This window comes from Maribacter sp. MS6, from assembly GCF_056839185.1.
In genome coordinates this window covers 2,788,747-2,800,879 of sequence record NZ_CM166389.1, presented here as the reverse complement: position 1 = coordinate 2,800,879, position 12,133 = coordinate 2,788,747, and the positions used below count along the sequence as shown (strand labels likewise).

Genomic DNA, 12,133 nt, shown 5'->3' with positions numbered 1-12,133 from the left:
TTCTGTCTGACCTCTCTAAAAAATTTTATCATAGGTTAGCGTTGCACTTTCGTTATTCTTCAATCTCGGAAGCTAAAACTTCAAGAATATAATCGATTCGCTTTAGTAGTGTTTCGCTTTCTTGATTGGTAAAGGTATTTAAGTTCAAGCTCCATGCAATGATTCCTTCTAGTTTTGGATCTAACAGTAGTTCTTCTTTGCTGACCTTGCTGATTTTGGATTTTCCAGGTATTGGATTAAGAGTTTCTGTGGTCTCTAAAAGGCTTGAGCCTGCTTTTTGCCAAAAACTATAGCCAAAATCGCGTGCAATGCCTATTTCGTTGAGATAATTCGAAAATTGCAATTCCCAAAATCTTAAAACATTAGCTCAACCTCTTTAAGTTGGACGACATCCGTACTCCAATTGATAAGTAGCTGCTTTAGCTCTTCGCTTTTAATGATTTCAATATTTCCCGAACGCACCAAGTCATTTTGAATCGGGTCAAAGGTTGTTGGAATAACACTACCAAGATATGCGAAGATACTATCTAATTCCGCCTTTTCTGGTTCGTTATAAAAAGTAAGCAAACGTGTACATTTTTTATTTATGTCCTTTTTGCTTTCAGTCTTTTCCAGAAGTTGTACCCGGTTCGATACAAACTCTTTTCTTAACCTTTTTAGAATCTCCTGTTCTTTTACGTTGTCTTTCCGCTGCTCATTCCATGTATTGATTTGCAGTGCAATTAAAATTCCTATTACAACGAGTATAATTTCACCCATGGCATAGAGGAGGTACTTTGAGAACTTATTCTCAGCTAAAAGAGACTTTCTTATTCTGCGAAAAAACTTAATCATCGTTTGCGGATTTTACCCACCCCTCAATCCCCTCCCAAGAGGGGAGGCTTTTAGCGGTTAGTTTTTGACGGATATTTCTAAAGAGTTTTATCATGGTTCAGAACTTTTCCCCTCTTGGGAGGGGTTAGGGGTGGGTTTTAAGTTATCAATTTCCATTTTAATCTTTTCTAGAACCCAACCCAAATTATTTTTTACATCCAAATCGCTGAATCGAGTTACGGTAATCCCAAGGCTTTCCAATCGGTTTTGACGTATCATATCCTTTTCTTGGTGACCCTCTTTAAAATGAATGGAACCATCAACTTCAATGGCCAGTTTCAAATCTTTGCAATAAAAATCGACGATATATTGGTCTATTGGTATTTGCCTGCTAAATCGAACACCCAATTTTTTGCCCTTGATTTCACGCCAAAGGGCAATCTCACCCAAAGTCATGTTATTCCGTAGTTCTCTGGCGTAAGCGATCAAATTTTGGTTATATGGAATTATTTTCCTCATAGCGATACCCACACCTTAATCCCCTCCCAAGAGGGGAGCATAACTGAGCAGGTTTTTCTAAAGAATTTAATCATTGGGCTCTTGACATTTAGAATTGAGTAACTCAATCATGGATAGTATTTCATTTTCAACCGATTTCAAAATTTGTTTATTACGAGCATTGATTCCCAAATAAAATATGGCATCATTTAACATTATTTCCCTTATTTCAGCTGTAAAATTAACTTTTGAATTTAGTACGTCAAGGTCGACTTTTGTCGTATCAATACCGTTCAATTCCTCTGCAATCTTTATCCATCCTGAACTCACTAAATCCTTCTTTTCAAAAAAACGTTTATCTGTGATTGCCTTTCCATTGGTTTCTATAATGGAGCTTGTTCTAGTCATTGATTCATAGTAAGAGGCCAACTTATTTTTAATAGAAAGGTCTGTTAGTATGTTCAAATTTCCACTCGATTTAATGTCTTCCAGAGCGTCGGTTGTTGCTCGATAATTTCTGTTGGAAAATTTGACGGATTTTAAAAGGTTTGGGGTGATACTGTCTAAAGGTAACGTATCGTCTAACAACGTTTGAATCATAACGTTATTCGCGTTAATTCTTACGTTTAACAGTTCAAGGGAGTATTCATAATTACTATAATCCTGTTTTACGTCTTCCAATAAACGACAATAATATTGCTGTTCTAATTTTCTATTCTTCTTGTTCTGGTTCCAGTCATTGATCTGTAAAGCTATCAAAATACCAATGACTACGAGGATAATTTCGCCTATGGCATAGAGTAGGTACTTTGAGAACTTATTCTCAGCTAAAAGAGACTTTCTTATTCTTCGAAAAAATTTAATCATAGCTTACGAATTTTACCCACCCCTCAATCCCCTCCAGGGAGGGGAGGCTTTTAGCGGGTAGTTTTTGTCTAATTTTTCTGAAAAATTTAATCATATTGAGTTTCCTTAAGTATTTTGTCTATCAATAGGTCTAATTCTATCATTAGATTTTTGTTATCTGCAATCCAGTATAAAAATTCGTCAGTAATGTTTTCGAATTCAATTTCTTTAAAAATTTGAAGTTTATCCACCTTCAGATTTGATTTTTCTTGCCAATGTAATGGGCCATAGGCATCCATATCTTTAAAGGGATATCTTTTTGATAAATAGGGCCAAATCTCGTTATCTAATTTTGCGGCAAACCTTGTTGTTCTATCTGTCAATGCCTTCATCGTTCGTCCCCAATTATATATTGAATTAACCAATTCCTTATTCTGGAGCAATTCCAAACGTCCCGATTGTACGAGACCAGAAATGGTATTTTCCGAGGGTCTGAATATAGGTGGGTCAAAGGCATAAAAAAGCAAACTGTCTATATTTTGCTTTTTAAGATACGCTTCGTCTTTACCTATATTATTCATTAATTGTCTGAGCGCAGCCTCGCATGATTCATTTTCCTCAATTCTTCTTTTGATAATCGCTTTGTTTTGCAAATATTCAGTATGAATGTTCTTTACAATGGTCTGTTCTTCAAGTTTCTGGATTCGTTTTTGGTTCCAATTATTGATTTGCAGTGCAATCAGAATTCCTATTACAACTAGTACAATTTCGCCAATGGCATAAAGCAAGTACTTCGAAAACTTGTTTTTAGAGAGAAGATTTTGGCGAATTCGCCTAAAGAATTTAATCATAAGAACATGGTTGGTTCCTGTAAAGATATGATTTTATGGAATCAAAGGGTTTAAATAGAAGGGGTCAATAGTGTAGCCAACAAACAGTTGGGAAAGTTAGTATTTTCAACTCTCACTAAACTGAAGATGTGGAGAGAGAACCATGATGTCCTTGGTCTCTATGCTATGCATAAAGTTTTGGATATTCGCCGTTTTACCAGACAGTTCTATCCTAAATTCGACGAAACAAATTTCCAGTTTCCTTTTTTCTTTTGAGCAGTTTCGTTATATCACCTCTTACGGAGCTATTTCAACAGCATTTGAAGGTGTCCGACTATGCTATAAAAAACATAAATTGGTATGGTACTAGTCGCATTTGAAGTAAACATAATTTTGTACAAAGAGTAGTAACCGCTTCATTTTTGCAGTTCATCACCCCTCTTCCGGAGCCAATTCTACCGCAAGGCCATCCATGTCTTCCGATATATGCAGCTGACACCCTAAACGCGAATTTTCCCTTACATTAAAAGCTTCCGAAAGCATCGCTTCTTCATCATCGGATTTTTCCGGTAGCTCGTGATCTGATTGAACGTAGCATTGACAAGAGGCACACATGGCCATGCCACCGCAAATCCCAATGGTGCCTTCTGGGGCTAGCTCATACGCCCGAACCAGTTCCATCAAGTTCATATTCATGTCAGTCGGGGCATCTACTTCGTGCGGTACCCCGTCCCTATCGGTAATTTTAATCTTTATATCGGTCATTTAAAGTACGCTGTTCTTGCCTATTCTATTGCTATCATTCTCATGTATATTAGAGAGCGCTCGGTAATTTAGGTTAGCAGGTAAATTACTAATTGATAGCTTTTACTACTGCTTTTGGTGATTCCTTTTTACTTCCATCGAACCCGGTAACACCGCCAACAGTAGTGTACTTCATCACATATTTCTTATCTGGAAAAATACGTTGGTAGGCACTTTGGCACATTAATGTGGCCTCGTGGAAACCACAAAGAATCAATTTCAGTTTTCCAGGGTAGGTATTTACGTCTCCTATAGCATAAATCCCAGGTATATTGGTCTGGTAATCCAGTGAATTATCGACTTTTATGGCATTTTTTTCTATTTCCAATCCCCAGTCTCCAATAGGTCCTAATTTGGGTGATAGGCCGAAAAGAGGAATAAAAAAGTCCGTCTCCAACATCATATCTTCGGCTGCATTCGTCGTTTTTCTAATGATAACGGATTCCAAGGTGTCTTCCCCTTGAAGCCCTACAACCTCACCAGGAGTCACTAGGTTTATTCTACCTATATCCTTTAAATGCTGCACTTTCTCTACAGAATCCAAGGCACCCCTAAACTCATTACGTCTGTGTACCAAAGTTACTTCTGATGCCACATCGGCCAGAAAAATACTCCAGTCCAAGGCAGAGTCACCTCCCCCTGCAATAACTACTTTCTTATCACGATACACTTCGGGGTCTTTTATCATGTAAGCTACACCGTTATCCTCATACTTGGCAATATTTTCCAAAGGTGGTTTACGTGGCTCAAAACTACCCAGACCACCAGCAATCGCTACTACGGGAGCATTATGTTTTGTACCTTTTGATGTGGTTACCACAAACGTACCATCTTCCAATTTCTCAATGGTCTCGGCCCTTTCTCCTAATGTAAATCCAGGCTGAAAAGGTTTTATCTGTTCCATTAAGTTATCTACTAAATCTCCAGCCAAAACTTCGGGAAATCCTGGGATATCGTAGATAGGTTTTTTTGGGTATAACTCGGAACATTGTCCACCCGGTTGTGGCAATGCATCTATCAAATGACATTTTAATTTCAATAGTCCAGCTTCAAAAACAGCAAAAAGACCCGTAGGCCCTGCTCCTATTATGAGTATATCAGTTTTAATCATCTAAATTTTCTTTTTAAAACACAACAAAGATAGCATTCCGTACCGCTAGTATCTCATGATATTTATCAGGTTTGTACTAGGCAAGGTTAACGACCTCTTGTATCTGCGGAGCATACTTTTTAATCGTCATCTCTACTCCGCTTTTAAGCGTCATTTGGTTCACGGAACAACCAATGCAGTTGCCTTCCAAACGCACTTTTACAGAACGTTCATCATCTATTGAAATTAGAGTGATATCGCCACCATCGCTCTGTAAAAAAGGACGTATTTCAGCTAATGCCTTTTCTACGCTGCTCTTAAGCTCCTCTGAAGTCATTGTAACCATAATTACTTCTTTTTAATGGCAGAACATCCTGCCATTGTTGTTATTTTAATTGCTTCGGTTGGCGGAATATTTGTATTTCTGTTCACGGTTTCTTGAACCACGTTCTTCGTTATTTCTTCAAAAGCCAACTGAACTGCTGTACCATCTTGCAGCGCTGCAGGTCTACCTACATCTCCCGCTTCGCGTATACTTTGGACTAACGGAATTTCCCCGAGAAAAGGTACTTTTAGATCCTCTGATAAATTTTTAGCACCTTCCTTACCAAAAATATAGTATTTATTTTCGGGCAGCTCCGCAGGTGTAAAATAGGCCATATTCTCCACGATACCCAAAACAGGTACATTAATAGAATCCTGCTGAAACATCGCCACTCCTTTTCTTGCATCGGCTAACGCCACTTCTTGCGGTGTACTCACTACAACGGCACCAGTAACCGGCATCGCCTGCATAATGCTCAAATGGATATCTCCTGTACCGGGAGGCAAATCCAATATCATAAAATCGATTTCCCCCCAGTGCGCATCAAAAATCATTTGATTTAACGCTTTTGAAGCCATAGGTCCTCTCCAAATAACAGCTTGGTCGCGTTGGGTAAAAAATCCGATAGAAAGTAATTTTACACCATAACTTTCTACAGGTTTCATTTTTGATTTTCCATTCACGTTTACTGCCAAAGGTTTCTCTTGGGCAACATCGAACATAATGGGCATGGACGGCCCGTAAATATCGGCATCAAGAAGACCAACTTTAAAACCCATCTTGGCCAAAGTAACAGCTAGGTTTGCTGTAACCGTAGATTTTCCCACGCCACCTTTACCAGATGCAACGGCGATAATATTCTGTATCCCTGGAATAGGTTTCCCTTTTATTTCATTCGTCTTAGGTTTAGCGGCGGGAGCATCAACCTTTATATTGATCTTAATCTTGGCCTTTTCGTAGACTTCTTTATGGATTATTTTTAAAATCTCGACCTCGGTCTTTTTTCGTGCCTGTAAGCTTGGGTTTGCAATTACAATATCAACCTCTACCTCATCACCAAAAATCTGAACGTTCTTTACGGCACCGCTTTCGACCATATTTTGACCTTCGCCAGGAACCGTAATAAGTTCCAACGCTTTTAAAATATCCTTTTTATCTAGCTTCATTATATATATCGATTCTAAACAACAAAGATAACTTTTAGCCATGAGATGGAGAAGTTATGCTATTGAAAATGAAGATGTCGTTATAAACAGAACTTACTGTAGTTGGAAATCTGTATTTACTTCGTTTTGAAGTAACCTAACCAACAAAACCATGCAAAAAGTGTACATTAGGAGGATTAAATCAAAGCAAAAATACATGCCATTATGTTGTAAAAGAGTAGTCGGATTAGTGCTAGGAAGCCTTTTGTTCCTTCTCCTAAGTGATTGTAAAAAATCCGAAGCTGAATTTTCAAAAAACGATGTGTCCAACAGTCTAAAATTAATTGGCCTAGATTTCGATAAAAAACAGATAGACACCATTTATCCTTATTTGGAGCGAAATAAAGAAGGTTTTGATTCTTTACGGAAATATACCTTGGACAACGAGATTTTTCCTGCCATACGTTTTGACCCTTTACCCAAAGATTTTTCAGCAAGGCCCCAAGCGGGTTTTCCAGATTGGGAAATACCAGCAGCAGTAGAACTTCCCGACAATGAGAATAATCTTGCTTACTATTCCATTCTACAATTGGCCTCACTTATTAAAAACAAGAAAATTACTTCCTTGGCGCTCACCAAGTTCTTTATAGAACGCCATAAAAAATACAATCCAACACTGGAATGTACTATTACCATTACCGAAGAAATGGCCTTTAGACAGGCAAAAAAAATGGATAAAGAACTAGAGGAAGGAAAGTACCGTGGCGTACTTCATGGCATTCCTTACGGCGTTAAAGATTTAATGGCCGTTAAAGGCTATAAAACTACCTGGGGTGCGGCACCCTATAAAAAACAGGAAATAGATATAACGGCAACCGTTGTTGAACGGCTCCAAAATGCAGGAGCGGTTCTAATCGCCAAACTGGTCTCAGGATCCCTAGCAAGAGGAGACGTCTGGTTTGGCGGCAAGACAAAGAATCCGTGGGATATCGAAGAAGGTGCCAGTGGTTCGTCTGCTGGTTCTGGTTCAGCTACTTCTGCCGGGTTGGTGCCCTTTGCACTTGGTACGGAAACTTTGGGCTCAATTACCTCGCCTAGCACAACGAATGGCATTACCGGATTACGACCTACCTACGGCCGAGTAAGTAGACATGGCGTTATGAGTCTTAGCTGGTCGATGGATAAGGTTGGTCCCATGGCCAGAAGTGCGGAAGATTGTGCAATAGTCTATAGTTTTATCTCTGGAAAAGACCCTAAGGACCAAACAACCACAGCGTATCCTGATGGTTTTGAACCCAAAAAAGATATCAGTACGCTTCGTGTAGGTTATCTAAAAAAAGATATTGAAAAAGACACTACGTTAAGCAAGGCAAACTCCGAACGGGCTATTAGAACCTTCGAAAAACTAGGATTAAAACTTACTGAAGTTGAACTACCCGATGATGTACCGTACAAAGGTTTTGATATTATCTTAAGAGCAGAGGCTGGGGCATTCTTTGATGATTTAGTACGCTCGGGCAATGTGGACCAAATGGTAGAACAGAATCAAAAATCCAGGGCAAATTCGCTGCGGCAATCACGGTTTATTCCTGCAGTTGAATACCTACAGGCCAACAGACATAGACAGGTCCTAATCGAAAAAATGAACACTATAATGAAAGAGTATGATGTGCTCATCTCCCCAACTTTTGGCAACCGTCAGTTAGTTATTACAAATCTTACAGGGCATCCTGTAATTTCAGTTCCGACAGGGCTTGACGAAGAAATGCATCCTACTAGCATTACCCTTGTGGGTAATTTATACGATGAGGCTAGCATTCTTTTGTTAGCCAAAGCCTTTCAAAAAAATACCCAGTACGACGAAATGCACCCTAAGGGGTATGTAGATTAAAAAGGATGATTTAAAGTAGTGTTATCCTTTAAACTTTCCTTCCATCCAGTAAATTGATGGTTCTTGAACCGTAAGCCGCGTTTTTCTCTGAGTGCGTTACTTGAATAATGGTTACACCATCTTCTTGATTCAGTTTTTTGAAGAGGTCCATAATCTCTTTACTTTGTTGCGAGTTCAAATTTCCTGTTGGCTCATCTGCCAATATCAATTTAGGATTGGCAATTAAAGCCCTGGCAACCCCAACCAATTGCTGCTGACCGCCACTCAATTGCGCCGGAAACAAATCTTTTTTACCTACGATGTTGAATCTATCCAACATATCCGCTACCATTGCCTTTCGCTCGGAGCCCTTGTATTTTTTATATAATAAAGGCATTTCCAAATTTTCCTGCACCGTTAATTCATCCAACAAGTGATAGGACTGAAATACAAAACCGATATATTCTTTGTACAAATTAGCACGATGTTTTTCCTTTAAACTGTGTACGGATTCATCCAAAAAATGATATTCGCCCTCGTCAAAAGCATCCAACATTCCTATAACGTTCAATAAAGTCGACTTCCCGGATCCTGAAGGACCCATTACGGAAATAAATTCCCCTTCTTCCACCTGAAGGTTGATGTCCTTTAATAAAAAAATACGTTGGCCTCCCGAGTTGACCCATTTAAAAATATTGTTTAACTGTAGTAGCATAATTTTAATTTAAAAGTATTAATGTTGATTTATTCCTCCCTTAATGCATTAATCGGGTTCTTCGTTGCGGCTTTAATAGCTTGACCACCTACGGTAACTAATGTAATAACGAGTGCTGCCAATCCTGCAACGACAAAATATCCTACATGTAACGAAATTTTATACGCAAATTGTGAGAGCCAGTTTGAGGCCAGCAAATAGGCCAATGGTAAAGCAATTAGGATTGAAATTATTACCAATTTCAGGAATTCCGTCGATAACATTATGGTCACTTGTTGTATACTCTGCCCAAGCACCTTACGTATACTGATTTCTTTTCTTCTTCTTTCTGAAGAAAAAGCAGCAAGTCCGAATAATCCTAGGCATGAGATTAAAATAGCCATACCTGCAAAATATTTTGACAGGGTTGCCACGCGTTGCTCAGCTTGGTAGATCTTTTGATATTGGTTGTCCATAAAACGAAAATCAAAAGCAAGTCCTGGATTAAACTCATCATGAAGCGAAGTCAATGCTGCCAGGGTTTCCTTTTCTTCCCCTGCCTTCATTTTAACCAACATTGTACTAACCCATTCTGTTTTACAAAGCAATGCCATAGGGACTATTTCTTCATAGAGCGATTGAATATGAAAATCTTTTACCACCCCGATAATTTCCCGGTTGGGACCACGCATGTCTATCATAGTACCAATGGGGTTTTCAAGTCCCATGAGTCTTACGGCGGTCTCATTCAAGATAATTTTTGTGCCAGAATCCGGCTTTTCGTTGACGTAAGAACGCCCTTCCTTCATTTCAATACCCATAGTCTCGATAAAGTCTGGACCAACATGAGAATGTTTAAATTCCAGGTTTTTACCAGCTTCAGTTTGACCTGGCCATCGATGACCCCATGAGGTATTATCAAAATTGGTCATTTGGCCTTGCATGTAGGAAGCGTTTACTACACCGGGAATATTTTTTGCTTCTTCAATAAAGGTTTCCATCGTACTTGGAAGACCATATTGCTGGTCAAATACAATAACACTATCCTTATCGTATCCCAGGTTTTTAGATTGTACAAAATCCAATTGTTTGTAGATAACACTTACGGCAACTATGAATAAAATAGATATGGCGAACTGAAAAACAACCAAGCCTTTTCTAAGCATTAATTCTCCGAAAGCGGTGGCAATTCTTCCTTTTAATACACTAACGGGACTAAACTTAGTAAGATATAGTGCAGGGTAGCTACCTGCCAACAAGCCGGTAAAAAGACTAATTCCCATGAACACAGCTAACTGTCCTGGGTCTGCGGAAAACAACATCTCCTTTCCCGTTAATGTATTGAACCATGGTAGGATAAGCCAAACAATAGTACAGGCGACTAACAATGAAAAGAAGGACAACATGACCGACTCTACTAGAAATTGTAAAATGAGTGCTTTTCTGTTGGCGCCTACCACCTTTTTTACTCCAATTTCTTTCAAACGTTTAGAGGCTTTTGCAGTTGATAAATTCATGAAATTAATACAAGCAATCAGCAAAATGAAAACAGCTACCATCGAGAAAAGATAAATATAGCCGATTCTTCCCCCTGCAGGTTTGCCATTCTCAAAACGCCCGTTCAAATAATTGTCTGAATAGCGAGACAAGAAGACAGTAGCGGTATTATTAGCATCCTTGTGTTTTATGAAACCAGCGATTTTTATGTTGAATTGATCAATATCAGTCTCTGGTTGAAGCAACACATATATACTTGAGCTATTACTATTCCAATTAATATAATCCGGATTACGGTCTTGTAGGAATTTTTTATAGGAAACCACAAAATCAAAACGTTCGGACGTATTTTTAGGAAGTTCAAAAACTCCCTTTATAGTAAGTAACGCATCCAAATCATATTCACCATTTTTGATGGTTATAGACTGCCCAATAGGGTCAACAGATGATCCAAATAATGAAAATGCCAAATCACTGGAAATCGCTATCGAATTCACATCTTTTAACGCGTCATCTTTACTGCCTGCCAGTAGCGGAACTGAAAACACTTTGAAGTAATCTTCACTCGCAAAAATACCATTACTGCCCATCTTCTTTTGTTCGGACTGTAGTAGTACACCACCATAAATTTCGTGGACCGCCACAGCTTTATCAACTTCGGGAACTTCTTCTTCAAGGGCCGTTAACAACAGACTAGAATTAGAACGCTGTGTACGTATTTCTCCGTCACTGTTAGGCATATTTCTAAAAACCTGATGGATACGTTCTTCATTAACGTGAAACTTGTCCATCGCTAGCTCATCAGATACCCATAGGTACACCAATAGCAGACATGCAAGACCAGTTGACAGCCCTACAACGTTAATCAAAAAGCTGCTTTTATGCTTTTTAATACTCCGTAAATACAATACTATATTTTGTTTTAGCATGATGTCAATTATTTATTACTCCTTGGAAACTTTACTAGACCCAGACGCTTTGCTAGAAACCTTATCAGGATTCCCACGATACCTAATATTACTAGACCCAGAGGACCGCACATCAATACTATTATTTACCGTTATCCGAATGTTCGAAGAACCCGACGAGCGCATAGCCAAGTCGTCCGTGCTTAAATCAAATGCTTTTATGTGCGACGAACCAGAGGAGGTAACGTCCAATTCTTCCGATTCGCCACTTAGCACAAGATGACTGGAGCCCGAAGTAACCAAAGTAAGCTTATTCGATTCTATATTGAATTCTCCCTTCCTAGAACCTGAACTTTGCACCTTAAAAGCATTCGACTTCAATTTTAAGTTACCTACTACCTTACCGGAGCCTGAGAGCCGAACGACATGGATTTGCTCCACTGGAATTGAAATAAAAACAGTCTTGCCAGAGGAGGGTCTTAACTGCTTGTTATCCTTTATTTTAATGACCAGAGTGTCATTTACAACCTCTGTTTCAACATTTTCCAGAATATTATCCTCTCCGGTTAATGTTATCGTTCCTTCCGTGCCTTCCACTAGTTCTGCCGAAAAAAATCCACCAATAGAGACACCCTCATAATCTCCTGTTTCTCGCTCTATCGTTACTTCGTTTCCATTGCCTTTTATACCCTTACCCCATTGTGCAGGGCTAAAAGTGACACATGCCAATAGTAATATAATCGTTGTTAATTTTTTCATCATCGATCTGTTTATTAATTGATGTTCTTTTATTCACTTTTTCTAGATTCCCCT

The 12,133-nt window shown here is 38.9% G+C and carries 13 protein-coding genes; 1 reads left to right on the top strand and 12 read right to left on the bottom strand.

Going from position 1 to position 12,133, the window contains the following annotated elements; genetic code table 11:
* Positions 1-52: 52 nt before the first annotated feature.
* The 9 genes from MS6x_RS12315 to MS6x_RS12275 all read right to left on the bottom strand — a co-directional run bounded on the left by MS6x_RS12315 (position 53) and on the right by MS6x_RS12275 (position 6,372).
* A complete protein-coding gene (locus tag MS6x_RS12315; protein ID WP_482602458.1) occupies positions 53-343 on the bottom strand; it encodes a hypothetical protein in 291 nt (96 codons plus the stop codon).
* An 11-nt stretch (positions 344-354) separates the two neighbouring features.
* Positions 355-834 carry a DUF6090 family protein gene (locus MS6x_RS12310; RefSeq protein WP_482602456.1) on the bottom strand — a complete coding sequence of 160 codons (480 nt, stop codon included), beginning with the start codon at positions 832-834 and terminating at the stop codon, positions 355-357.
* 90 nt (positions 835-924) lie between these two features.
* Complete coding sequence (locus MS6x_RS12305) at positions 925-1,332, bottom strand: endonuclease domain-containing protein (protein ID WP_482602454.1); 408 nt, start codon at positions 1,330-1,332, stop codon at positions 925-927.
* Positions 1,333-1,398: 66 nt separating this feature from the next.
* Positions 1,399-2,178 carry a DUF6090 family protein gene (locus MS6x_RS12300; protein ID WP_482602452.1) on the bottom strand — a complete coding sequence of 260 codons (780 nt, stop codon included), beginning with the start codon at positions 2,176-2,178 and terminating at the stop codon, positions 1,399-1,401.
* 86 nt (positions 2,179-2,264) lie between these two features.
* Positions 2,265-3,008: a hypothetical protein gene (locus MS6x_RS12295; protein WP_482602450.1), complete on the bottom strand. Its 744-nt coding sequence runs from the start codon at positions 3,006-3,008 to the stop codon at positions 2,265-2,267.
* Positions 3,009-3,419: 411 nt separating this feature from the next.
* The gene (locus MS6x_RS12290; protein WP_482602448.1) at positions 3,420-3,752 is read right to left on the bottom strand and encodes a 2Fe-2S iron-sulfur cluster-binding family protein; all 333 of its coding nucleotides are present in this window, start codon (positions 3,750-3,752) and stop codon (positions 3,420-3,422) included.
* An 88-nt stretch (positions 3,753-3,840) separates the two neighbouring features.
* Positions 3,841-4,902: an NAD(P)/FAD-dependent oxidoreductase gene (locus MS6x_RS12285; RefSeq protein WP_482602446.1), complete on the bottom strand. Its 1,062-nt coding sequence runs from the start codon at positions 4,900-4,902 to the stop codon at positions 3,841-3,843.
* A 76-nt stretch (positions 4,903-4,978) separates the two neighbouring features.
* Positions 4,979-5,218, bottom strand: a complete 240-nt coding sequence (locus tag MS6x_RS12280) for a NifU family protein (RefSeq protein ID WP_482607165.1) — start codon at positions 5,216-5,218, stop codon at positions 4,979-4,981.
* Between the two features lie 11 nt (positions 5,219-5,229).
* Positions 5,230-6,372 carry an Mrp/NBP35 family ATP-binding protein gene (locus MS6x_RS12275; RefSeq protein WP_482602444.1) on the bottom strand — a complete coding sequence of 381 codons (1,143 nt, stop codon included), beginning with the start codon at positions 6,370-6,372 and terminating at the stop codon, positions 5,230-5,232.
* 196 nt (positions 6,373-6,568) lie between these two features.
* Between MS6x_RS12275 and MS6x_RS12270 the strand changes: the two genes are divergently transcribed.
* A complete protein-coding gene (locus MS6x_RS12270) occupies positions 6,569-8,242 on the top strand; it encodes an amidase (protein ID WP_482602442.1) in 1,674 nt (557 codons plus the stop codon).
* Between the two features lie 28 nt (positions 8,243-8,270).
* Here MS6x_RS12270 and MS6x_RS12265 read toward each other — a convergent pair whose 3' ends face one another.
* Genes MS6x_RS12265 through MS6x_RS12255 form a run of 3 tightly spaced genes read right to left on the bottom strand, consistent with a single transcriptional unit; the run spans position 8,271 to position 12,082 of the window.
* Positions 8,271-8,936, bottom strand: a complete 666-nt coding sequence (locus MS6x_RS12265; RefSeq protein WP_482602440.1) for an ABC transporter ATP-binding protein — start codon at positions 8,934-8,936, stop codon at positions 8,271-8,273.
* A gap of 29 nt (positions 8,937-8,965) precedes the next feature.
* Positions 8,966-11,341, bottom strand: a complete 2,376-nt coding sequence (locus MS6x_RS12260) for an ABC transporter permease (protein WP_482602438.1) — start codon at positions 11,339-11,341, stop codon at positions 8,966-8,968.
* A gap of 15 nt (positions 11,342-11,356) precedes the next feature.
* Positions 11,357-12,082 carry a head GIN domain-containing protein gene (locus MS6x_RS12255; protein ID WP_482602436.1) on the bottom strand — a complete coding sequence of 242 codons (726 nt, stop codon included), beginning with the start codon at positions 12,080-12,082 and terminating at the stop codon, positions 11,357-11,359.
* Positions 12,083-12,133: the final 51 nt, after the last annotated feature.